This window comes from Ignatzschineria sp. RMDPL8A (genome assembly GCF_029815055.1).
Taxonomy (GTDB): domain Bacteria; phylum Pseudomonadota; class Gammaproteobacteria; order Cardiobacteriales; family Wohlfahrtiimonadaceae; genus CALZBJ01.
Genome location: NZ_JAPPWA010000002.1, coordinates 624,975 through 649,631, shown reverse-complemented (window position 1 = coordinate 649,631; position 24,657 = coordinate 624,975). Strand labels below are relative to the sequence as shown.

The following is a 24,657-nucleotide window of genomic DNA, read 5'->3' as shown; positions in this document are numbered from 1 at the left end:
TTTTTGGTACTATTTAATCTTTAACCCTGTTGTTATAGGTACGAGAACTAACGTGCAACAAGCTATTTTAAAACCCCACAAAGAGAAAGTTGATATTGTCGGACTCCTAACAAAAGGGATCCGCACCATTATCTTTGGTATCGTTTTACTCTTCGCACTCGCGCTCGCAGCAGCGCTTTACTCCTATCATCCTGAAGATCCGGCCTGGACAAGCGCGCTTCAAAACAGCGATGTGCATAATCTGCTCGGCAAAAAAGGCGCCTACTTTGCCGACATTAGCCTCACCATTTTAGGGAAAGCGGCATGGCTTATTCCGCTCTGTTTAGGGATCTATGCGTACCATTTAATCTATCTTGGTAAAATCCTTAAGAGCGATGCTATCACGGTGATTCGTCGCCTCATTGGGATTTTGATCACTATCTTTTTCTTTGCAGGGCTCTTAGATCTCACTAGCAATAGCGGCGGCATTATCGGGAGCTTCTTTGGCTCACTTGTGGTCACCGCATTTTCGTGGATTGAAGCAGTATTAGGCGCCGATAATGGCAAATTAATTGTCTATCGCTTTAGCCAACTCTTTTTAATTGCGCTCACTGTTCTTGGTGTTGCCCTTGCCTCCGGTCGCTCGCCCCTTTATTGGCTCGACTATTTTGGCGGGAAAATTTTAGCCTTAATTGAGCGCCTCACTGGCAATATGCTCAATGATCCCGATCGCCCACAACTCAATTCGGTGAAACATCTCATGGAGAAAGACACCTCTTTTTTCATTAAGGACGATCTTGCTACAAAACCGCTCGAAATTGATGAGATTATGGATCAATCCGATGAGCCAGTGATTAAAAAGTCCAAAGGGAAAGCCCGTAAAGCAACGCCTAAAACTACCGAAAATGAAACGACATTCGATCCCTTTGCCGATCTTAAGCAAGAACCTCAATTTTCGTCTGAATCTTTAAGTTCGGAAGAGACAAGCACTACAACTCCGACTGAAACTACCAAAACAGATGAGCCTGCACCGGAAGTCTCACGCCCCACCATTGGTGGCATAAAAGCATCAGCCCATAAAGAGCAGACTGAAAAATCATCTGGAACCGAGCATAAAATCCCGACGATGGCGATGCTACCTAAACAAAAACAACCTGCTCAAACGATGCCCGAAGAAGTACACGAGCCTTCATACGAACCGCCTCAAGATCTTCCGAGCATTATGCAAAATCACCGCCACCCGGGCGGAACGTCAAGCATTATTGATGAACCCGATACCACCAAAACGGTCTTAGAGATTAACCGCTGGGCCAATGACGCCCCTGCCCCAACTCAGCCTGTGGTGAGCAATAGCGCAACGACGCCTGTTCGAAGTAATGCCGATAATCAATCCCATACACCAAGTGCAAACGCACCGGTCAGCAGTTTTACCGCTACATCCAATCACTCAAATCCTGAGCACCACAACCCACATCTTGCGTACTTAGAATCGCCTGATACGCAGCGCTTTATGAATGATTTCATCAATGGCGATTCGCAAGGACCGACCATTGAGGTGATCGACGAAATCCCCTTTAGCGCCGATGGTGACATCGAGCTCGATAACGCGCCCGAAATGCGCCCGCTTGATGATCCATTTGAGTTTGAAGCGCCTGATTTTGACGCGCCAATTGAGCCGCCGATGAATTTTGAAACGCCTGCCTTTAGTGCAGACGAATTCACCGCACCCATCGAAGCGCCGAGCCATGATTACACGCCTCATCAAAGCAAACCGATCACTCCCGCCTTTACGCTTAATTTAGACGAAAATGCGCCTGAGTTTTCAGTGGATAATTCGGAACCTACTATTCTCAATTTGGATGATGAGCCAAACTTTAATCGCGAACCCTCATTTGATGAAGAGTATGCGAGTGCCCTTGCAGAACTTGATCTCCCCACTGAGGCCTATGAGAGTGATAACGAGGACGATGGCGACGACTTCGCGCCAGCCTTCGATGACTCTGCCTTTAATAATGCCTTCGGCGATGATCCCTTTAGTGAGCCTTCATTTAACGAGCCTTCTTTAAATGTTGCGCCGGATAACGCGCCTCATTTTGAGAATGAACCCACCTTTGATGATGAGCCTGACTTTGAGGTGCCTTACTCAGATCCCGCGCCAAGTCCTACCCGTCCGCAACCGGTTCACGTCGAAGGATTTGCACCGCCGTCACAATTTGATGGCTTTGAGGTCGATCCTCGTTCAGGCATGCCAATTCCTAAAGAGAAAGCGAAAGTCTATCCGATGGCAGGCCAACTTCCATCACCGGATCTATTAGGCGATCCGCCCCCGCACACTACCGCTTACGACGATGACGAATTGCTTGATATGGCTGAATTGATTGAAACTCAGCTTAAGAACTTTAATGTTGGCGTCAAAGTGGAAAATATCGAGCCAGGCCCTGTAATTACCTGTTTTGAGCTTGATCTTGCCCCGGGCGTAAAAGTCGCGCAGATCAACAATCTTGAGAAAGATATCGCGCGTCTTTTATCGGTAACCCGCGTTCGTGTAGTGGATATTATTCCGGGAAAACCGTATGTCGGCCTTGAAATTCCAAACAAAAATCGCGAAACCGTCTACTTTAAAGATGGCCTCACTTCAGAGGTTTACAGGGAAGCAACTCACCCGCTTACGATGATTCTCGGGAAAGATACCTCCGGCAATCACGTTGTCGCGAACCTTGCGAAAATGCCCCATCTACTCGTTGCAGGAACGACTGGTTCGGGAAAATCCGTTGGGATCAATACGATGCTCTTGAGCCTTCTTTATAAAGCGCGCCCTGAAGAACTTCGCCTCATTCTGATCGACCCGAAAATGCTCGAGCTCTCGGTCTATAACGAGATTCCACATCTTTTAGCGCCGGTCGTCACTGATATGAATGAATCAGCAAATGCCCTACGTTGGTGCGTGGCTGAAATGGAGCGCCGTTATCAGCTTATGAGTCAGCTAAAAGTACGTAACATTGCTGGCTATAACAAAAAAGTTCAAGACGCGATCGATGCGGGCCAACCGCTTATCGATCCAACGTGGAATCGTCAAAATGAAGTTTCTGACTATTCACTTCCACCGACGCTTGAGCCATTACCCTTTATCGTCATTGTGATCGATGAATTTGCCGATATGATGATGCTTGTTGGGAAAAAATGTGAGGAGCTTATTGCGCGCCTTGCCCAAAAAGCCCGCGCATCAGGAATTCACCTTATTTTAGCGACACAGCGACCATCGGTTGATGTAATCACGGGACTGATTAAAGCCAACATCCCCTCGCGGATCGCGTTCCAAGTCTCAAGCCGAATCGATTCACGCACAATTTTAGACCAGCAAGGGGCTGAAACACTGCTTGGCCACGGAGATATGCTCTATCTTCCACCGGGACTCCCGCAACCGATTCGGATTCATGGCGCATTTGTTGATGACCATGAGGTCAATCGCATTGTGGAATTCTTAAAACAGACCGGCCCTGCCGATTATATCGAAGAAATTCTACGGGAACCGACGGAACCAATTCCGGGACTCTCCGAAGAAGCGGCCGGCGTTGCTGCGCCCGATGATAGTAAAGACCCTCTCTTTGATGAGGCGGTAAAAATCGTCGTGGAGTCGCAGCGCGCGAGCATCTCCTATGTGCAAAGACGTCTACGAGTTGGCTACCAACGAGCGGCTCGAATGATCGAAGAGATGGAGAGCCTTGGCTTTATTTCAGAAGATTTAGGCAATGGCAATCGCGATATTTTAATCAAAGCCTTTAGCGATGATTAATCCCGCTTGCCTCTTGTTAATACGCCGACAACCGATAAGATCAAACAGAAACACGATTAAAAAGGAACTTAGATGGATACCACGATGATTGAAGCGCTTTTTACAACTCAGGCGACAAATGCAATTCCCGTTCGAATTGTAAATTCCGCCTTCAGTCACCCGAACACCTTTATTACCAATTGGATAAAAGAACGCTATAAAGAGGAGAAGCCGGCGCCGAGTGACAGCTGGCTAGTTCCCAATGAGAGCGGAAAACTTGCCGGCGTTGTCGTCGGTGACAATCGCGATGAACCGCTCTTTACGCTTGGAAATCTCTATAAAGCGCTTCCTGCAGGAAATTATCTCTTAAAAGATGATCTCGATAACACCTTCGAGCTTTTATTGGGCTACGCGCTTGGAGCTTATCGTTACGACCGGTATAAAAAATCGGACGACAAGGCGGTGAGATTTTTGATCGATCCTGCGATGAAAGCCCGTCTTTACCGCGCGATCTCCGCTCATTATCTGGTGCGCGATCTTATTAATGAGCCACCCAATAGTTTAACGCCGGATAATTTTTCTGCTGAAATCCGCGCCCAATTTAGTGGCCTTCCGGTTAAACAGACCGAAATCGTAGGAGAAGCGCTCTTAAAAAATAATTTTCCGCTCATCTACACCGTCGGTGCTGGCAGTAAATATAATCCGCGTCTTGTTGAGATCACCTATGGCGACTTTGATAATCACCCGAAACTAACGCTCGTCGGTAAAGGCATCACCTTTGATACCGGCGGACTTGACCTTAAACCTTCATCGGGCATGCGCCTGATGAAAAAGGATATGGGCGGCGCGGCTCATGCGATGGCCCTTGCAAAATGGCTCATTGAAAATGAAGCACCGCTTGCAATTCGCCTCTTAATTCCCATTGCAGAAAATGCAGTCTCCGATCGCTCAATGCGCCCCTCTGATATTGTTAAAGCGCGTAATGGCCTTACCGTTGAGATTGATAATACCGATGCCGAAGGCCGATTGGTGCTAGCCGACGCACTCGCCTACGCAACGGAAAAAGAGTATGATGCGCTCCTTAATTTTGCGACGCTCACCGGCGCTGCCCGCGTAGCGCTCGGCCCGGAAGTTCCCGCTCTTTTCTCAAATAATGATACACTGACGCAGTCTTTAACTAAAAAGAGTCGCGAACTCTCCGATTTAATGTGGCCGATGCCGCTTCATTCGCCCTATCGCGCGTGGATCGAATCGAAAACCGTGGACCTTGTTAATTCCGCGTCTGTACCACAAGGTGGCGCAATTACCGCAGCCCTCTTTTTAGAAAGTTTTGTAGACAAATCCAAACCATTTGCCCATATTGATGTGATGGCTTGGAATATCCGTAACCGGACAGGTCGCCCTGAAGGCGGTGAAGCAATGGGGCTTCGCGCGGCATATCACGGCATTTTAGACTATTTTCGACACGAAGTATAAGTAAAACCTATGCGAATTCAACACCGTACAACTTTTCTCGCGCAAGGCGTTTTAATGCTCCTTGCGTTTCTTATTCTTACCCCGCTTGCTATGGCAAGCACGGGATTTTCCGCCTATGTGGTCGAGCATAAAACCAAGCGCGTTCTCTATGAGCATAGCGCCGATGAACCGCGTTATCCGGCCTCGATTACCAAAGTGATGACGCTCTATCTCGTTTTTGAAGATCTTAAGAAAAAGAAAATTAACCTCAAAACACCGGTGAAATTTTCCGCCTATGCCGCAAGTACTGAGCCCTCAAAACTTGGAGTCAAAGCGGGAGATTCCATCTCGATGAAGCTTGCCATCGATGCGCTTATTGTAAAATCGGCCAATGACGTTGCCGTTGCCGTTGCCGAAACCCTTGCCGGCTCTGAAAAAGAGTTTGTAAAACGCATGAACCAAAAAGCAAAACAGCTCGGCATGCACAACACCACATTCCGCAATCCTCATGGACTTTTCCACGCGGAACAAGTTACCACCGCTCGCGACCTTGCCACGCTTGGCATTGCCATCTATGAGCATTTTCCTAAATATTACGATTATTTTTCCACCGAAACCGTCAGCTATGGTGGGATTACCCACAAATCGCACAACCAAATTACCAAAACGTTTCCCGGCGCCGATGGTTTAAAAACCGGTTACATCCGCAAATCGGGATCAAATCTATTATCGAGTGCTAAAAAGGGGCGTAAACGCGTCTTTGCAGTGGTTTTAGGCGGTCGAAATACTAAAGAACGTGATGGAATTATGGAATCGCTGTTAACGGAAAGTTTTGCGCCAGTACGTCAATATCGCCAACAAATCGATTATGCCGTGGTGATGGATCAAACGGTACTGTTTACCCCGCGTAAAGGCGTGAATAGCGATAAAACTGTGCTCCGCGATGTAAAATCTAAAACGCCTAAATTTGAGCCAAGTCCACAGATTAAGCTTGCAGCCAAACCGCAATCAAACCCCGCTCCAACGAAACAGCAGATCGCTAAACGCCAAGAGCTCCTCGCCGGCGATGCGGTTCAAGTGGGCGCATTTACCCACTATCAAGATGCCCAAAACCAAGCGCGTTTAACGGAGCGCCGTACCGGGATTAATCGCATCTCGATCGTTCATGAAGGCGGGCTATATAAAGTGTGGCTCACCGGCTTTTCCAATACCGAAGCCCATAGCACCTGCGAGCTGTTAAAAAGCTATCGCTCATCGTGTTTTGTGGTGAGAAATCCATCGGTAAATTAAGCGTGAATTAAGCGCGAATCGACCAATCAATCGGTGAAAGGCCGTGCTCCACAAGGTATTGATTGGTTTTTGTAAAATGCCCACACTCAAAAAATCCGCGATACGCTGACAACGGTGAGGGATGTACCGAGGTCAACACCAGGTGGCGATTTCGGTCGATTTTTGCCCCTTTTTTCTGTGCGTGTGCGCCCCATAATACAAATACTAACTGTTCGCGTTTCTCATTGAGCTCAAAAATCAGGCGATCAGTCAGCGTTTCCCAACCAATTTTTGCATGGGAATGAGCCTTTGATTTCTCCACTGTCAAAACAGTGTTTAAAAGAAGCACACCCTGCTCTGCCCACTCCATTAAATTGCCGTGACTCGGAATATTAAACTCAGGATATTCATGTTTGAGCGTCTGATAAATATTGCGCAGTGATGGCGGCGGCAGAATTCCCTTTTGCACCGAAAATGCGAGCCCGTGCGCTTGCCCCTCACCGTGATACGGGTCTTGCCCCAAAATCACCACTTTCACCTTATCAAAGGGCGTTGCCGAAAGGGCATTATAGACCCACTCATCTTTGGGAAAGATGATCTTCCCTGCATCACGTTCACTTTTTACAAATTCGCGCATCGCTTGATAATAAGGCTTTTTTGCCTCGTCTTGAATGATCGACTTCCAATCTGTCATACCCGTTACATCTCCTCTTCATCACATATTTTTGCAAAGAGTAGTATATCGGAAAATTCACCTTCCGCGATCTTTTCGTAATCATGAAGGCAGGCTTCCTCGATAAATCCCTGATGCTTTAAAAGGGCGATGGAACGTCTGTTTTTTGGATGCACCAGCGCCTCAATGCGGTGGTAATTAAGCTCACGCCGTGCATAACGCACCATTTGGCGCACCACCTCAGAGCCAAGCCCCTGCCCCCACCATGTTTTAAGCAGCTCATAGCCAATCTCAATGCGGTGATCCCATTTCGAATAATGATCAAATCCGCAACTACCAATCACGATATTGCCATAATAAATCGCATACCGGCTACTGCCAATCACCTCCGGCGCCTGCTGAAAATAGCGGATCATCGTGCGCACTTCATCGAAGGTAGTGTAGAGCTCCGTATTCATATATTTCCCGACACTCGGACACGACCAAAGGGCAAACAGAGGCTCTAATTCAACCTCACTGATGGGCTTAAAATGGAGTGCCGTCCCATCGATCGGCACATGTTTCTGTTGCATCATATCGTATTACTTGCTCATCTTCATGAGCTTACTTAAAATCGTGGCCTCTGATTCCTCTATCTAAAGAAATCCGCCCCATCCCTTGAAGTTTTTCCCGTTTTGCCACATCATAAACCTCTCTTAACCAGATAATTTGTGAGGCTTCATGACGTCTTTAGTTGAAATTACCGAACGTTCTCACCCAGTGAAAATCGAACTTCACTATGCCGATGAGCGTAATTTTACTGGCAAACCGATCTACCAAACGCCCCGCTGTTTTCTCCATCCCGATGCGGAAAAAATGCTCAATCATGCAATTGAACAAGCGGATAATTTAGGGTTACAGTTTATCATTTACGATGCGTATCGTCCGCCTAAAGCGCAGTTTGTCCTCTGGTCCCATACCCCTGACCCTAACTTTTTAGCTGACCCTCATCGCGGTTCGCCCCACTCTCGCGGGGTTGCCATCGATCTAACTCTTGCAGATAAAAAGACCGGTGAGATCCTCGATATGGGCACGCCCTTTGATAGTTTTGATCCAAAATCGTGGCACTATAATTATGAAGTGAGCCGTGAAGCGCAGCGTAATCGCCTCATCTTGCTTGGCATTATGACCAACGCCGGCTTTGATAATTATCAGCACGAATGGTGGCATTATCAACTCTTTAAAGCGCGCGAAACTTATCCGCTTGTTGACGATGAATGGTTAGGCGTCAATGAATATGATTGGGAAAACCTGCGGTGATCCTCAATGATTATTAATGTTTTGGTAGTCGCGCTCGGCTCTGCCATCGGGGGTGCACTTCGTTACGGCATCACCTTTTGGCAAAGTAGAGCCGATCTTCCCTTTGTGCTAGGCACGCTCAGCGTCAATCTTTTGGGCGGATTACTCATCGGGATGCTCGCCTATTATTTTACCGCTCACAGCGAACACTCTCTGTTAAAACTGCTATTAATCACCGGTTTTTGTGGCGGGCTCACCACCTTTTCAACCTTTTCGTTGGAAGTGATGGAGCATCTCACAACTGGCCAGATCGCTCTTGCGGGAACCGTCGCTTTAATGCATTTAGTGGGCTCTGTCAGTGCAACGCTTTTCGGGTTTTGGCTCGCTAAATCGTGCTTTTCCTAACGTAGGAATCAACTGTTTTTTAAACACTTAAATACAAAAAGCTCAATTCAAATAATCTGAGAATTGAGCTTTTTTACGCTTTATTAACTATACGGAATAGATATTATTATGGCTCAACAACCGTGGAAATCGTGTCTGCCTGCGCATTATCGGAGAGAATTGTTTGAGGCGCAGCCTCAGCCATAAAAAATGGAATAAACGACAGCAAGATCAATACCCCTGCTATTAAAGGTAAACGATGACGTTTATCTAATCGTGGCCACATACAAACACAGTTCCTCTGTTATTAAACACCATTTCACTATAGCGCGAAAAAAGGTAATTGCCTAATTATTTATCGATCTTGTTTTTTTATTCGTCTTTTATTTCATATAAAACTGGACATAAAAAAGCCCTGAACCCTCTCTTAGCTTAATAAGAGAACCGTTCAAGGCGTTTCAATTTATCCCTGTATTAAACGGGGATTGAATGATTTTTGATTCGGATTACACGTTAAAACGGAAGTGAATTACATCGCCATCATTCACGATATATTCTTTTCCTTCTAAGCGCATTTTACCTTTTTCTTTCGCACCGGATTCGCCGCCAAAGGCCACGTAATCATCATAAGCGATCACTTCTGCACGGATAAAGCCGCGCTCAAAGTCAGTATGAATTACACCAGCAGCTTGAGGCGCTGTTGAGCCTTTTTTAATGGTCCACGCGCGCACTTCTTTAACGCCTGCGGTGAAGTACGTTTCTAAGTTTAAAAGCGCATATCCTGCGCGAATTACGCGGTGAAGACCCGGCTCATCAAAGCCCATATCTTCAAGGAACATCTCCTTATCTTCTTCCTCAAGTTGCGAAATTTCAGCTTCAATCGCGGCGCAAATCGGCACTACGAATGAGTTATCATTTTTCGCATACTCTTCAACGCGATCAAGGAAAGAATTATTTTCAAATCCATCGTCGTTCACGTTTGCGATATACATGATCGGTTTGATGGTTAAAAAGTGGAAATCACGAATTAACAATTTCTCTTCCGCGCTTAGATCAAGAGAGCGAATGCTTTTGCCCTCATCAAGCGTTGGAATCACTTTATCGCGCAGAATTTCAACTTGCGCAATCGCCTCTTTATCACCGCCTTTTGCCACACGCTCAAGACGTTGAAGCCCTTTTTCAGCGGAAGATAAGTCTGCAAGTGCAAGCTCAGTATTGATCACTTCGATATCAGCGATTGGATCGATTTTACCGGCAACGTGCACGATATCATCATTTTCAAAACAGCGAACCACGTGAGCAATCGCATCGGTTTCACGAATGTTTGCTAGGAACTGGTTACCTAACCCTTCCCCTTTTGACGCGCCCGCAACAAGTCCTGCGATATCCACGAAATCCATATAGGTTTGCTGAACACGCTCAGGTTTAACAATGTCAACAAGCGGCTGAATGCGTGGATCGGGAACATAAACACGCCCAACGTTCGGTTCGATCGTACAGAATGGATAGTTTTCTGCATCGATTCCCGCATTGGTCAACGCATTAAAGAGTGTTGATTTACCAACATTCGGTAATCCGACAATACCACATTGAATCGCCATAATTTTTCCTCTAATTTACTTACGATGAAGCTCATTCATCGCCTGTTCATAATTCCCGCTTACAAAATCCGCAAGCAGTTGTCTTGCTCGATAGATGCTATCGAAAATTTGATCTTCTTCCTCTTTAGGCGCTTTTTTGAGCACATAATTGGCCACCATCGAGGCGTGCCCGGGATGCCCAATCCCAATGCGTAGACGCAGGAAGTTGTTTGAGCCTAAATGACTCACAATGCTTTTAAGACCGTTATGACCGCCATGCCCGCCGCCACGCTTAAAACGTACCGTTCCAGGAGGGAGATCAAGCTCATCGTGCACCACTAAAATCTCTTCTGGTAAGATTTTATAAAAATGCGCGAGCGCTAACACCGACTCCCCACTTTTATTCATGTAGGTATCCGGCGTTAATAGGTAGACTTTTTGCGATCCAATCATCATCTCGCCGACCGAACCTTTGAAACGGTTACTCGGGGAAAGATCACTATTTCTGATCGCATCTATAAACCAAAAACCCGCATTATGGCGGGTTTTCGTATAATCGGGACCGGGATTGCCCAGTCCAACAATTAGTTTAATCATTTTGAAAGATTACTCCAGAGTTAAAAATTACTCTGCATCCTCTTCTGATGCTTCTTCTGCGTCATCAGCTTCTTCCGCGTCTGCGTCGTCTGCTTCTTCATCATCTGCATCTTCATAAACGCGTGCTTCAACGATTGACACAACAGGTTGGTCGTTCATTTCTTCAGGGTTCATGATGTCAACATACTCAACACCTTCAAGTTTTGGAAGGTCTGAAATGTGAAGGATACCATCTAATTCTAACGCTTCGATATCAAGTTCGATTACGTTTGGAAGGTCAAGCGGTAAACATGAAACAGCCACTGATGCTAAGTGCTGTAACACTTGTCCGTTACCGTGAACCACACCGTGTGCTTTCTCTTCGTTTAAGAATACAACAGGGATTTCAACCACGATTGCTTCATCAGCACGTACGCGCATGAAGTCAAGATGTGTAATTAATGGTTTGAATGGATGGCGTTGAACATCTCTTAAGATCGCTTTATCTTCTTGACCGTCAACTTTAATCGTTACGATGCTTGTGAAGATATCTTCTGCACGGAAGCATTTTAAAACTTCGTTGTGGTTTAAAACAATGCTTACAGCGTCTTTATCCGCACCATAAACGATCGCAGGAATGTTCCCTTCGCGGCGTAGGCGGCGGCTCGCTCCTTTCCCTAAGTCACCACGTAAGGTACCTTCAAAAATATAATTTGACATAATTTAATTTACTCCAAAATTGGTAAAAAATGTGTGGGACACCGCGACCAGCGCCCACATTTAAGGCAAGATATTATAATCTTATCCTTCTGGATTTGCAATATAAATCGCTTTTACTTTGAGATTCATCCGGATCTCTTTCCCGCGTTTTCCGCGCTCATCGAGAAGCGTTAACCACTCAGACGGTGGCATGGTAAATTGGCGTTTACCATATTCAATCGTCACCGAGTCGCCCTCAGAAAGTACGATCGATGCGGCTAAATGATCTTTCCCTTTTTTGAAAACCGCGCCAGGCATATGAATCATCTGATTACCCTTACCGCGCGCCATCACCGGGATCTCACTCATTTTCACCACCAACACGCGACCAGTATCGCTAATCGCCATCACATATTGATTGTTAAGATCGGTGACTTTCCGTGGTGGAAGTAGCACGGCACCCTTATCAAGGTTAATGAGCGATTTACCATTTTTCTGGCGGGTGAGCATATCCTCATATTGGCACACAAACCCATAACCGCTCGTCGAAGATAACAGATAGTGAGAATCGGGCTGATCGAGAATTACCTGCTCAATTTTCGCCCCATCATCGAGATTAATTCGCGTTGTGATCGGCTCGCCAGTACTTCGCGCCGTTGGGAGCGTGTAGGCTTCGGTGCTGTAGCTTCTACCGGTACTATCAAAGAGTACGAGCTGCTGATTATTACGCCCGATGCACGAGGTGAGATAACCATCGCCCGTCTTATAATTGAGCCCTTCTGGATCGATATCGAGGGTTTTTGCTGCGCGCACCCACCCCATTTTCGACATCACCACCATCACCGGTTCATTGGAAACAAGCGCTGCTTCATCAATCGCTTCCGCGGCTTCCCGCTCCACCAATTTCGAGCGGCGTTTATCACCATATTTCTCCGCATCAGCCACCAATTCAGATTTAATCAATTCATTGATTTTTTGCGGGCTATTAAGATGTGCCATAATATTTTCAAGTTCACGGCGTAACTCATCTTCTTCCGCGCGAATCTTCATCTCTTCTAAGCGAGCTAATTGGCGTAAGCGCGTTTCAAGCACATAGTTTGCTTGCGTTTCCGTTAGTGCAAAGCGCTCCATTAAGGCCGCTTTTGGCTCATCTTCAAAGCGGATAATTTGGATCACTTCATCAATATTTAAGAACGCAATTAAGAGTCCTTCAAGTAGGTGAAGCCGTTTCTCAATGCGCTCGCGATGGAAATTAAGGCGTTTAATCACCGTATCACGGCGAAAATCGATCCATTCCGTTAAGATCGAGAGCAATCCTTTCACTTGTGGACGCAGATCGCGGCCAATCATATTAAGATTCACGCGGAAGGATTTTTCAAGATCAGTGGTGGCAAAAAGATGATTCATCACCATCTCGGTATCAACCCGATTTGATCGAGGCATTAACACAATGCGTACCGGCTCATCATGATCCGATTCATCGCGAATATCATCAATCATCGGCAGCTTTTTCGCCTGCATTTGCGCGGCAATATCGAGCTGGATTTTCTCTCCTGAAACCTGATACGGGAGCTCATAAATCACAATCGCGCCCTCTTCAATGCGATAGCGCGCCCGCACCCGCACCGAACCTATTCCGCGCTCGTAAATTTTTAAGAGGTCCTCTTTCGGCGTAATGATCTCACCGCCCGTCGGATAATCCGGAGCTGGAATATATTTAGTAAGCTGTTTTAGCGTGAGCTCAGGATTATCAAGCAGCGCACAGGTACCCTTCACCACCTCATTTAAATTATGAGGGGGAATATCGGTCGCCATTCCCACTGCAATTCCCGATCCGCCATTGAGGAGAATATTGGGAACACGCGCCGGCAATAATGAGGGCTCATCGAGAGAACCATCAAAGTTTGGCACCCAATCAACCGTTCCCTCGCCGAGCTCTTTTAAGAGAAGTTCAGCGTAAGGAGAGAGCTTTGATTCGGTATACCGCATCGCCGCAAAGGATTTGGGATTATCGAGCGAACCGAAGTTTCCTTGCCCATCGACAAGCGGATAACGATAGGAGAAAGGTTGCGCCATCAAGACCATCGCTTCATAACAGGCACTGTCGCCGTGAGGATGATATTTACCAAGCACATCCCCGACCGTCCGCGCGGACTTTTTATGCTTTGAACTCGCGCTTAAACCGAGCTCACTCATGGCATAGATAATCCGGCGCTGTACCGGTTTTAGACCATCGCCAATATAGGGCAATGCACGGTCTAAAATCACATACATCGAGTAATCGAGATATGCTTCTTCGGCAAATTCTGCCATGGAACGAACTTCATAGTTTTGATTCGCTAAACTTCCCATATTTTCCTAATTAACTACCTATTTTTCTCTACGATAAAAAAAACCCATCATAGTTGATTCGATGGGTTTTGCGCGCTGACTCATAAAAGAGGATTAGAATACAAATTCTTCCTTATCTTCAAAGCCGACTAAGCGCTCTAATTGGGTTTCAAATACCGGTTCTTTACGAATGTCATCGGCATATTTGTAATGTAAGGTGGCACTCATTGCGTTCTCTTGACCCACAACCGCAAGCAAACGGCCGCCTTCGCGAAGTAGAGAATACCACTCTTCCGGCACTTCTGAAAGTGAACCGGTGACCAAAATCGCATCAAATTGACCTAAGCCATCTACCGATTTTGAGACATCTAAAATTTTCAGCTCAACATTTTCAACGTCTAACTCTTCAAAGGCTTTTTTCGCGGTGTCGTGCATTTTAAGATCAAGATCGACTGCTACAACATGATCGCCTAACGTTGCGCAACACGCCGTTAAAAAACCGCTTCCTGAACCAATCACTAACACACGATCGTGATGATCAATGCGAAGTTCTTGCAGTAAACGACCTTCGATAATCGGTGAGAGCATTTTCACTTTTTCATTCAGAGGAATGCGCATTTCTGAATAGGCAATAGGTAGATACTCATCTGGCACAAATCGGTCACGTGGGATAATTTTAAAAACATCCAACACCCGTTGGTTTAAGACATTCCAAGGTCTTAACAGCTGCTCAATCATGTTCGCTTGAGCTTCATCTGCATCATATTTTCTCTCTACCTGCATAGTACATTCCTCTCGTTATCGTTCTCTTTGATAATGTAAAGCTATCTCCATAGTATACTACCATAATCGCTAAAGATTAAATCATAATAATTATTCGATAAATGCAATAATATGTCTTGAAAGCTTTTCCCAAAGCCACTAAACTTAATTCAGCCCTTTTTATCAACGTATCTGTTTTTGAAGGAAGTATGATGTTTACAAAACGCTCTCTAAATGAGTTTGATCCGGAACTCTATCAATCAGTTATCAACGAAAACCAACGCCAAGAAGACCATGTTGAACTGATTGCCTCAGAAAACTACTGTTCACCCCTCGTAATGGAGCTCCAAGGCTCTCAATTAACCAACAAATATGCCGAAGGCTATCCTGGCAAACGCTACTACGGCGGTTGTGAATTTGTGGATATTGCAGAAAGCCTAGCGATCGAACGCGCGAAAAAACTCTTCGGAGCGGATTATGCAAACGTTCAACCTCACTCAGGTTCACAAGCAAACGGCGCGGTCTATTTAGCGCTTTTAAACGCTGGTGATACGGTTTTAGGCATGAGCCTTGATCACGGTGGTCACTTAACGCACGGCGCAAAAGTAAACTTCTCAGGCCGTACCTACAATGCAGTATCATACGGCATTAACGATGAAGGGTTAATCGATTACGATGAGCTTGAAGCCCTCGCACTTGAGCACAAACCTAAAATGATCGTGGCAGGCTTCTCTGCATACTCTCAAAAACTTGATTTCGCACGCTTCCGCGAGATCGCTGATAAAGTTGGCGCATACCTTTTTGTGGATATGGCACACGTTGCCGGTTTAATCGCCGCAGGCCTCTATCCAAACCCTGTTCCCTTTGCAGACGTTGTGACAACCACCACGCACAAAACCCTTCGCGGTCCACGTGGCGGTCTGATTCTTGCGAAAGCCAATCCTGAGATTGAGAAAAAACTTAACTCAGCGGTATTCCCTGGCATTCAAGGCGGTCCTTTAATGCATGTGATCGCAGCCAAAGCGGTAGCATTCTTAGAAGCGCTTCAGCCTGAATTTAAAACCTATCAAGAACAAGTGATCAAAAACGCTAAAACGATGGCCACCGTATTCCAATCACGCGGTTATAAAATCGTTTCAAGCGGCACTGAAAATCACCTCATGCTCGTTGATCTCATCGATCGCGGTTTAACCGGTAAAGAAGCGGACGCAGCCCTTGGTCGCGCGCACATTACTGTGAACAAAAACAGCGTACCTAACGATCCACAATCTCCATTTGTGACCTCAGGCATTCGCGTTGGAACGCCAGCTATCACTACTCGCGGATTTAAAGAGCAAGAAACCGAACTCTTAACCAACTGGATCTGTGACGTATTAGACAATGTGAACGACGACGAAGTGATCGAACACATCGCGAAAAATGTACAGGGTCTTTGCCGTAAATTCCCCGTATACGAAAACTAATTAATCATTAGCATTTTTCTTAATACGAAAAGCAAAAACCTCGGTCATAACGATCGAGGTTTTTTAATGCCCGTAATTAATATTTAATGAAACTCTCCCGAACGCTACGTTCGATATGCTTCAATAATATCGGGGATCTGCATTAAGCGCTCCAAGAGTCGGCTTAGCTGATCTAAATGACTAATCTCAAGGGTAAAATCAAGTAATAGACTATCATTTTGGTCGCTCTTCATCGTCATGCCGGTAATTTTAAGCCCCTCGTTTGACGCAAGCACACTCACCTCTTTTAATACATCCGATGAGGGCGCAGCAGTCACGTGGAGATTCGCGAGCACGGTTTGCTCACTCTCAAGTCCCCAATCAACATCAATGCGGCGCTCTGGATTTTGCTCAAGCATATTTTGATAGTTCGAACAGTTAATTCGGTGAATACTCACCCCGCGGTTGAGCGTGATATAGCCCCCGATCAAATCCGGCGGCGCAGGACGGCAACAGGTCGCCATATTGATGAGCAGACTCCCCACGCCTCGCACTTGAACACCCTTTTGGGTATCCATATCTTTCGATTTCGGACGAACAATGGAATCCGGTGTCACTTCCTCTTTTTTCTGTTTATCAAAGGAAGGAAGACGCGTTAACACCTGATTGAGTGTCACATCGCCAGAGCCAATATTGGAATAGAGTTCATTCACTCCACCAAAATGAAGTCGGCTCGCAAGGCGCTGCAACTCTTCAGGCGCGAGATGAATATTGAGTTTCGTGAGCTCTTTTTCAAGCATCTGTTTTCCGGCTTGAAGATTATTCTCTTGGTGCTGTGCTTTAAACCACGCGCGTACTTTTGCCCGCGTACGATTGGAAAAGGTATAGCCCAAATAAGGCGACATCCAATCGCGACTTGGCTGAAGCTGTTTCCCCGCTAAAATCTCCACCTTGTCTTGATTATTGAGCACATAGGTAAGCGGCACAATCTTGCCATTGACCTTCGCCCCACGGCAACGATGCCCAAGATCGGTATGGATTTTATAAGCAAAATCAAGTGGCGTTGACCCGCGCATCAATTCGATCGGTTCACCCGCTGGCGTCATCACATAGACATAATCGTCAAATACACCCTCTTCAAGCTCATCTTCATTAATCTCCTCGTGCTCTTCGAGCTCTTTATGGAGAAAATCGCGGAACCAATTGAGATGTTTTTGATCGATCGACGCACCACTACCCTCTTTATAGCGCCAATGAGCCGCCACCCCTAATTCAGCATTTTCATGCATTTGATAGGTCCGAATCTGGATCTCAAGGGTTTTATTTTCAGGCCCCAAAACGGCCGTATGCAGAGATTGATATCCATTGGGTTTAGGGTTAGCGATATAGTCATCAAACTCTTTGGGAATCGGCGTCCACAATTCATGCACAAGCCCCAAAACAGCGTAACAGGTGGCCACATCGTCCACCATAATTCTCACCGCACGCACATCAAACAGCTCATCAAAATCGATGTTCTTTTTCGTCATCTTTTTCCAGATGCTGTAGATATGTTTTACCCGCCCGGATACCGAGCCTTCGATGCCATTTTCACCTAGGAGCGATTTAAGTCGTTCGATAATTTTCTCGATATAGGCTTCCCGATCTTTCCGCTTACCGTCGAGTTTTGACGCAAGTTGCTTATAGGTATCGGGCTCTAAAAAACGCAGGCTAAAATCCTCAAGCTCCCACTTTAAGCGAGCAAGGCCCAGACGATTAGCAAGCGGCGCAAAAATTGCGGCGGTATTTTTTGCAATGAGGCGCTGGGTTTCAGGATCAAAATCCCGCGCATTTCGCATTAAGATCACCTGATAGGCGATCATCACCACAATGGCCCGAACATCATCGGCCAGCGCGAGCAACATCTTACGCAACGTCTCTTGAGATTTTGAGCGCTCTTGAAGCGTTGAAAATGAACTCAATTTATTTAACGTAAAGAGATTATCAATAAATTTGCGCAGATCCTCCGGCTGTTCCTCTTGAGGAATCCCTAAAACGAAAAAAATCGCAGAGGCCTGCGGAACCGTGGTGACATGCATTCGATCAAGCAAATACGCCGTCTCCAGCGCGCGCTTATAGAGCGGGTGCTCAGCGTAGGTGATAATCGAATCGTAATGTTCTGGTTTCCACTCTGTTTTCTGCTCTGCCAACCAGCTTTGTAGGTCAGCTAGTGTAATCGTTTTAGACACGGCAAATTCCTAAATATCCTCAAAATAGATCTCGTTATTTACGCCATAACGATCCGGCGTAATCGGCTTTACATGGCAGTATAGCAAGGTTCAACACGCAACTTCACCTAATTTCCTGATTATTTTCAGAAGAACGGCGCTAAATTGATCTATTTCAGATTGCGCTCAATGGAAAGGACTAAAAATCCGTCCATCTCATCTAAAGGATCGCGCTTAAAGCGAATATTAAACTCATAAAGTAACACGCCATAAATCCGCTCCGGATCTTTATGGAATTTAGGCGTTGGGTCTTGCGCAACCACCCCTTCAATTAAAGGTTTTAACTGAGGATAGCGCCCCGCTAAAATCGTGAGCGTTTTTTCCGCCTCATCGCTAAAGCGCACATTAAATTTAGGCGGCGCCTCTTCAGCAAAATCGCTCGTGGCATCTAAAATTGAATCGCTATAGGGAATATAGGGTTTAATGCAGTAGATCGGCGTACCATTGACAAGATCATGGCCTGAAATAACAATCTCCACGCGCTCATAATCAACCCGTTTAATCTTTACCGCTGATAGCCCTAATCCATTCGGGCGAAAGGAGCTGCGCGTTGCAAAGACCCCCATCTTTTTATTCCCGCCAAGCCGCTGTGGGCGCACCATCGCCTGCCCTTCATGCCAAGTGTTTTTATGAAAACCAAAGGTGAGCCACAGATGGGAATGCGCCTCAATGCCGCGGATAAAATTTTCATGACGATACGGCTTTTCAAAAATAATGGTCGCTTCCGCCTCCGGCACTAAACTTGGCTGACGAGGAATGCCAAACTTTTCCGGATAACAACCTTTAATGTGGGCAATGGGATCAATCTCCACCTGATTACTCCTTCTCGTTTTCCGGCTCTTCCAATTCTGGCTGTTCTGCTTCGGACTCTTCCGCTTCCCTCTCTGGCGCTTTTGGTGCATTGAGATTCACCGAGAGATATTCAAAGGGGTTCCAACCTTGCACGCCTTTCACCTCTTTTAAGTAATAGCTGTAATTGGCCATCGCTGAGAAGAAAAAGGGCACCAAAATCAGGAGCCAATAACCGTTAATGCCAAACATGCGTAACGGCATATCAAAGACTAAAACCGTGATAATCGTCGCAACAAGGAGCGTTAACGCTTTTTTCCACAGCCCCAGCATTAAAAAGTGAATCACCGGCAAGAAAAACGACCCCAAATTAAAGAGAATTAGAAAACGCTCTTTTTCAGGACGCTCCATAATTGCTTGCTTCGCTTCACTTCGCATCGGCCCGCCATGCTGATCAAAAAACTGAAAACGTGTCTGCCAGCGCTCACTTACGTTGTTTGTGGATTTCGTTACTTTCATCGTCTCTCTCCTCTTTTCAATTTGATTCGAATCGATTCGACTCAATTTAATCAGCGTCCTATCGCTTCCCATGAGTTTTTAATAACTCAATAAATTCCGCTTCCGATTTCACCGGTACGCCCAGTTTCTCCGCTTGCGTGAGTTTACTGCCGGCCTTTTCACCGGCGAGCAGAAAACTCGTATTACTCGACACACTGCCCGTCACTTTTGCGCCCAGCTCAAGAAGTAATTCTTTCGCATCGCTTCGCCCAAATTCTGCAAGCGTTCCGGTAATGACCCAAGTTTCACCTTCAAGGGGCGCTTCGCTTACTTCACCGGCCTCTTTTTTCTCTTCATATTGAATCGTAACGCCGTAACTTAAGAGGCGCTCAATCATCTCACGATGATCACTAAGGGCAAAAAAGGTGACGATATGTTTGGCCACAATGGGGCCGATATCATCCAAGGTTTGGAGCTCCTCAAGGCTTGCCAACATTAGCTCATCGAGGGTTTTGTAATGATCGGATAGCGTTCTTGAGGTTGCTTCCCCAACCTCGCGAATCCCGAGCGCATAGATAAAATTGGCAAACTTAGGCGTTTTACTTTTTTCAATGCTCGCTAAAATATTGCTCGCCGATTTTTCACCCATGCGAGGGAGCTCGAGCAAGCGCTCTTTACTCATCACAAAGAGATCTTCAATACGTTCGATCACTTTTTCTTGGAGGAAAATCTCAAGCCAGCGTTCGCCAAGTCCATCAATGTCCATCGCTTTTCGGGAGACAAAATGTTTTAAACCCTCTAACTTTTGCGCTTCACAGATAAAACCGCCGCTACAACGGGCAATCGCTTCCCCTTCAATACGCACAATCGGCGAGTGGCAGATCGGGCACTCTGTGGGAAATTTGATCGCTCGAACAGCGTCCGGATCACGATTTTCCACGACCGCACGCACCACTTTCGGAATCACATCACCGGCACGGTGAACAATGACCTCATCTCCAATCATCACCCCTAAACGCTCAATTTCATCGGCGTTATGAAGCGTTGCATTTGAAACCGTTACCCCGCCTACTTCCACCGGTTCTAATTTTGCTACTGGTGTAATCGCACCCGTGCGCCCGACTTGGAATTCCACATCGCGCAGAATGGTGCGCTCTTCCATCGCCGGATATTTATGGGCAATGGCAAAGCGTGGTGAGCGGGCAATATAGCCAAGCGTCTCTTGTTGCGATAGTGCATCGACTTTATAGACAACGCCATCGATCTCAAAGGCTAGACCATCACGTTTTTCACCCATATCACGATAATAATCGAGAAGCCCTTTCACATTAGTGACCTTTTTATTTAAGGTACAGACCGGAACGCCCCAAGATTTCACCGCTTCGAGCCACTCTGAATGGGCCTGAATCTCCCGCTGATTACCCTCATTAACCCCAACGCTATAGCAATAAAAACTTAAATTACGTTTTGCTGCGATGCGCGAGTCGAGCTGTCTTAAACTCCCAGCAGCGGCATTTCGTGGATTGGCAAAGGGTTTTAACCCCTGCTTTAATTGGCTTTGATTGAGTTTTTCGAGCACCGCTTTACGCATAAAGACCTCGCCCCGCACCTCTAAACGCGCCGGATAATCTCCTTGCAATTGATGAGGCAGGCTCTTAATGGTTTTAATGTTTTCGGTAATGTCTTCGCCGGTAATTCCATCCCCGCGAGTTGCGGCAAATTGAAGGCGACCCGCTTCATACATAATGCTCACCGCTAATCCGTCGAGCTTTGGTTCGGCGTAATAGATGATATTTGATGTTCCAAGACGCTCCGCAATGCGCTCATCAAATTTACGCACATCCTCATTATTAAAGGCGTTACTTAACGAGAGCATCGGCTTTTCATGAGTGATCTCATTAAAACCCTCAAGCACGCGCCCGCCGACTTTACGCGAAGGAGAATTCTCTAAAATAAGATCGGGATACGCCGCTTCAAGGGTTTGGAGCTCATGGAAAAGCGCATCAAACTCATGGTCGGGAATTAAACTCTCATCGAGCACATGATAATGATAGTTGAGCTTGTTTAAGTACTCGGTCAGCTCCGCAATTTTGCGCGCTGCTTGATCCTGTGATAATTGCATATCCGTCATCTTCTTATCTCGTTTTACTCTCAATCTCTAGGAATAAAAAAAGTGCTTTGTGAGTAAAAGCACTTTCTTTAATGTCTACTGGAATCGCTCTAATCCGCCGATTAATAGTGGTTGAGTGCGCGATCCCATTCGCGTTTATCAAGTTCTGCGATCTCTTCACGAATGGCCGCTAACCCTTCACGATCGACAGGACGTTGCGTCTCATCATAAAGTGTCCCGCCCAGCGCGTTACCAAAATGAGCCGCCGCACGAATCAGACTATCGATCGTTGAAATTTCAGGATCGGGCCCTGGAATTTGTGAAAAGAGCAAAATGCCCGGCACTTCAAGCTCAAGGTCACGAATAATCTCGCCCCCTTCACGGAAACTGCCTGGCTCTAATAGGTGGGCAACGCTATACATCGGCTCATCGCCATAGAGCGTTGTGGTTAAATAATCGAGATAACCCTCTTCGCCCACAAGAAGCTGCTGCTCGGCACCGACTTCTAAAATCTCGCGGATGGTGTAGGGCTGATCTTCCGGCGCTTTGAGTAAAAAAGCCACCGTACGAACGGCCGCTGGGCGAACGAGCGCTTCTAAATGCTCATCGGGGTGAGTAGTATACTCTTCATCTTTGTTTCGCTTAAAGAGGCTCTTAATTTTAGAAAACATATTCGAAGGCTCCTCTTCGGTAAGGCGTCTTAATGGGGTTGGCGTAGTATCAATGGCATTTCCTGCAGTGGTATCATCGGCCTCATTCTCTTCGGCAAACGGATCGGGCACGGGGCCTGTATACGAGCGCTCTTCATACTCAACGTCTATCTCAGCAGTCGGAGGATTGTCTGATCGATCTACTTTAAGATCCACCTCCGTTTTTTGAACGGTGATCTCTTCAAACATATCTTGCAGATCCGGTTCAACCCGCTCCACAAACTCTTCTTCTTTAAACTTGCGCTCAAGGAAAATCCACAATCCAATGGTTCCTGCCACTAAAAGCAGTGCAAGCACTAAAATAGCCGTTGTCATAATTACTCTGTTACCTTAAAAATATTCAAATCATTATAAACAAACTCTGTGAAAAAATCTTAAGCATTCAACAAGCTCATGATTTTAATTGACTTACATCGTCCGCAACCCGTTTTAGCATCAATTCATCGAGTACCGGATCATAACTATCGAGCCACGCCTCGTGCGCATCGCTCATAACAAAGTTCTGAGGATTAAAGATTGCCTCAAATTGAGACGCCGCATCAATCCCCTCTTTATGCTCGACAAATTGCGCCATCAGTCCGCAGACTCTGTGCGCCGCTTGAAAGCCCGTCTCTAAAGATTCCGTCCGTGTAAAAATCTCATCTAAAAAGGTTTGATAACGCTCATGATCGGTAATAAATTGGCTGCGATCGGCAAAGTCCGCCATCGACAATTCCGTTTTCCCCGACGCATGGCGCGCAAATCCCCAACTCCATTTTGAGATAAAGAGGATCTCTTCCAGCGCATCAAGCTCCGATTCTTCGACAATTGTGGCATACATCCGCGCATATTCAAGCACAATCGCGGAAAATATTTCCGTGCCTTTTTGTTCCAAAAGATCAGCTAAACAGCGAAGGGCGAGCACATGATAAGGATCTTGGCGGAGCGCTTCATAAATAAGTTTCGCCCCGAGTGCATGCCGACCTTGATATAAAAAGAGATTAAAGGCGTGTTCTGCAAGTGCATCAGCGCCAAGTTCGCGATAAACAAGCACTTTTCCAGATCCTAAATTGACAATGTCGGTCATCGATTAACGCTCTCCCACGCAAGTTCCGGCAATCCGGTCGTAAAATGTTTGGCTCAAACCGCTCTTATCAAAGCGCGCCATCCCTAAACTCGCTAGAAAAAGGAGCGAGCCGAGCATAGGAATCATAGAATCCAACAATCCTTGAAGCACCATCATCACTACCGCAAGCGTTACCGTGCGTAGCGTAATTTGATAGAGCGTTGGTACCGGCGATGCTACCGAATAGATTCGGATATTTAAAAATTGTTTTCCAAGACTATTATTGCCGCGCATCACCCCTTCTAAAATGATGAAGTAACCGCAATAAACCGCCATCATCAGCGGAATCACCGTGTAATAGATCGCGCCGAGCGCCTCTTGAATCTCCTCATCAGAGGGGCGCGCCTCTTCAAAATAGATATTGGTGATGAGCTGAATGGTCTCTTCGCTCATAAATCCCAGTGGAATAAAGACATAGGAGAGCAAAAACGAGAAGATAATACCCACCATAAACATGTCGATCACATAAGCAAAAAAACGTTTATGCAGTGGTGCGGGGCGGAAAATCATCGCATTGGGATTCTTTTCGATCGCCTCTTTTAACGCATTTAAGGAATCAGCAAGTGCCTCTTCTGCCGATTGAAGATCACGCTTAAAATCAGCAGCTTCAGGGGGAAGATTCTCATCACTCTCTCTATTTTCATTACGTGGGCGTGTCCAGATCGATTCTTCCTCGGGCTCATCTTCCTCGGGTTTTTCATCAGCCGCATCATCCACGGTTTCGTCTGCTGCTTTATCTGTCGCGCCATCGAGTTCGATCACTTCCAATACCAGACCAAAATAGCTTAAAAACTCAACGATCTCCTCTTTTTCCGCCTCGTTTGCCTCTTCACGAAGAGTGATTGCTTCGCCGGTAAACCATTTTTCGATCTCGGCCTCATCGACCTCGTACGCCGCCGCAACACGACGAATCGCTTCCGCTTCTGAAATGCCGTCGGAGAGTTTTCCGCTAAATTGAACCTGATATTTCTTTGACAT

21 protein-coding genes are annotated in these 24,657 nt (G+C 46.3%); 6 read left to right on the top strand and 15 right to left on the bottom strand.

The features are described 5' to 3' along the window. Positions 1 to 52: 52 nt before the first annotated feature. From OXI21_RS04555 to OXI21_RS04545, 3 genes are all read left to right on the top strand, one after another. Positions 53 to 3,772, top strand: a complete 3,720-nt coding sequence (locus OXI21_RS04555) for a DNA translocase FtsK 4TM domain-containing protein (protein WP_279618379.1) — start codon at positions 53 to 55, stop codon at positions 3,770 to 3,772. A gap of 72 nt (positions 3,773 to 3,844) precedes the next feature. After that, complete coding sequence (locus OXI21_RS04550) at positions 3,845 to 5,227, top strand: leucyl aminopeptidase family protein (protein ID WP_279618378.1); 1,383 nt, start codon at positions 3,845 to 3,847, stop codon at positions 5,225 to 5,227. Positions 5,228 to 5,236: 9 nt separating this feature from the next. Further along, positions 5,237 to 6,496 (top strand): D-alanyl-D-alanine carboxypeptidase, encoded by a 1,260-nt coding sequence (locus OXI21_RS04545; protein ID WP_279618377.1) that lies wholly within the window; start codon positions 5,237 to 5,239, stop codon positions 6,494 to 6,496. A gap of 7 nt (positions 6,497 to 6,503) precedes the next feature. Here the strand turns inward: OXI21_RS04545 and ung are convergent, their stop codons facing one another. Together ung and OXI21_RS04535 are read right to left on the bottom strand one after the other, a co-directional pair. Continuing rightward, positions 6,504 to 7,169 carry a uracil-DNA glycosylase gene (gene ung, locus OXI21_RS04540; RefSeq protein ID WP_279618376.1) on the bottom strand — a complete coding sequence of 222 codons (666 nt, stop codon included), beginning with the start codon at positions 7,167 to 7,169 and terminating at the stop codon, positions 6,504 to 6,506. Positions 7,170 to 7,174: 5 nt separating this feature from the next. Next, a complete protein-coding gene (locus tag OXI21_RS04535; RefSeq protein ID WP_279618375.1) occupies positions 7,175 to 7,723 on the bottom strand; it encodes a GNAT family N-acetyltransferase in 549 nt (182 codons plus the stop codon). A gap of 145 nt (positions 7,724 to 7,868) precedes the next feature. Here OXI21_RS04535 and ddpX point away from each other — a divergent pair, with 145 nt between their 5' ends. Both ddpX and crcB read left to right on the top strand, forming a co-directional pair. Then, complete coding sequence (ddpX, locus tag OXI21_RS04530) at positions 7,869 to 8,447, top strand: D-alanyl-D-alanine dipeptidase (protein ID WP_279618374.1); 579 nt, start codon at positions 7,869 to 7,871, stop codon at positions 8,445 to 8,447. A 6-nt stretch (positions 8,448 to 8,453) separates the two neighbouring features. After that, complete coding sequence (gene crcB / locus OXI21_RS04525) at positions 8,454 to 8,831, top strand: fluoride efflux transporter CrcB (RefSeq protein ID WP_279618373.1); 378 nt, start codon at positions 8,454 to 8,456, stop codon at positions 8,829 to 8,831. 106 nt (positions 8,832 to 8,937) lie between these two features. On the opposite strand, the gene OXI21_RS04520 is transcribed toward crcB, so the two are convergent. The 6 genes from OXI21_RS04520 to OXI21_RS04495 form a co-directional block, all read right to left on the bottom strand. Continuing rightward, the gene (locus OXI21_RS04520) at positions 8,938 to 9,096 is read right to left on the bottom strand and encodes a hypothetical protein (protein ID WP_279618372.1); all 159 of its coding nucleotides are present in this window, start codon (positions 9,094 to 9,096) and stop codon (positions 8,938 to 8,940) included. Positions 9,097 to 9,316: 220 nt separating this feature from the next. After that, positions 9,317 to 10,411, bottom strand: a complete 1,095-nt coding sequence (ychF, locus tag OXI21_RS04515) for a redox-regulated ATPase YchF (RefSeq protein ID WP_279618371.1) — start codon at positions 10,409 to 10,411, stop codon at positions 9,317 to 9,319. Positions 10,412 to 10,426: 15 nt separating this feature from the next. Then, entirely contained in the window at positions 10,427 to 10,987 is a 561-nt protein-coding gene (pth, locus tag OXI21_RS04510) for an aminoacyl-tRNA hydrolase (protein ID WP_279618370.1), read from the bottom strand. 27 nt (positions 10,988 to 11,014) lie between these two features. Then, positions 11,015 to 11,686, bottom strand: a complete 672-nt coding sequence (locus OXI21_RS04505) for a 50S ribosomal protein L25/general stress protein Ctc (RefSeq protein ID WP_279618369.1) — start codon at positions 11,684 to 11,686, stop codon at positions 11,015 to 11,017. An 81-nt stretch (positions 11,687 to 11,767) separates the two neighbouring features. After that, complete coding sequence (parC, locus tag OXI21_RS04500; protein ID WP_279618368.1) at positions 11,768 to 14,017, bottom strand: DNA topoisomerase IV subunit A; 2,250 nt, start codon at positions 14,015 to 14,017, stop codon at positions 11,768 to 11,770. Positions 14,018 to 14,110: 93 nt separating this feature from the next. After that, entirely contained in the window at positions 14,111 to 14,779 is a 669-nt protein-coding gene (locus OXI21_RS04495) for a protein-L-isoaspartate O-methyltransferase (protein WP_279618367.1), read from the bottom strand. Positions 14,780 to 14,970: 191 nt separating this feature from the next. On the opposite strand from OXI21_RS04495, the gene glyA reads away from it, so the two are divergent. Continuing rightward, entirely contained in the window at positions 14,971 to 16,221 is a 1,251-nt protein-coding gene (gene glyA / locus OXI21_RS04490; RefSeq protein ID WP_279619401.1) for a serine hydroxymethyltransferase, read from the top strand. A gap of 104 nt (positions 16,222 to 16,325) precedes the next feature. Here the strand turns inward: glyA and OXI21_RS04485 are convergent, their stop codons facing one another. From OXI21_RS04485 to OXI21_RS04455, 7 genes are all read right to left on the bottom strand, one after another. Next, the gene (locus tag OXI21_RS04485; RefSeq protein ID WP_279618366.1) at positions 16,326 to 18,428 is read right to left on the bottom strand and encodes a bifunctional (p)ppGpp synthetase/guanosine-3',5'-bis(diphosphate) 3'-pyrophosphohydrolase; all 2,103 of its coding nucleotides are present in this window, start codon (positions 18,426 to 18,428) and stop codon (positions 16,326 to 16,328) included. Positions 18,429 to 18,577: 149 nt separating this feature from the next. After that, positions 18,578 to 19,279, bottom strand: coding sequence for a tRNA (N6-threonylcarbamoyladenosine(37)-N6)-methyltransferase TrmO (tsaA, locus tag OXI21_RS04480; RefSeq protein WP_279618365.1), 702 nt, complete (start codon positions 19,277 to 19,279; stop codon positions 18,578 to 18,580). 4 nt (positions 19,280 to 19,283) lie between these two features. After that, on the bottom strand, positions 19,284 to 19,775 hold the full coding sequence (locus OXI21_RS04475) for a DUF2628 domain-containing protein (protein ID WP_279618364.1): 492 nt from the start codon (positions 19,773 to 19,775) through the stop codon (positions 19,284 to 19,286). A gap of 58 nt (positions 19,776 to 19,833) precedes the next feature. Then, complete coding sequence (gene ligA, locus OXI21_RS04470) at positions 19,834 to 21,885, bottom strand: NAD-dependent DNA ligase LigA (RefSeq protein ID WP_279618363.1); 2,052 nt, start codon at positions 21,883 to 21,885, stop codon at positions 19,834 to 19,836. Between the two features lie 101 nt (positions 21,886 to 21,986). Further along, positions 21,987 to 22,889, bottom strand: a complete 903-nt coding sequence (locus OXI21_RS04465) for a cell division protein ZipA C-terminal FtsZ-binding domain-containing protein (protein ID WP_279618362.1) — start codon at positions 22,887 to 22,889, stop codon at positions 21,987 to 21,989. 76 nt (positions 22,890 to 22,965) lie between these two features. Beyond that, entirely contained in the window at positions 22,966 to 23,640 is a 675-nt protein-coding gene (locus OXI21_RS04460) for a hypothetical protein (RefSeq protein WP_279618361.1), read from the bottom strand. A gap of 3 nt (positions 23,641 to 23,643) precedes the next feature. Further along, the gene (locus tag OXI21_RS04455; RefSeq protein ID WP_279618360.1) at positions 23,644 to 24,657 is read right to left on the bottom strand and encodes an RDD family protein; all 1,014 of its coding nucleotides are present in this window, start codon (positions 24,655 to 24,657) and stop codon (positions 23,644 to 23,646) included.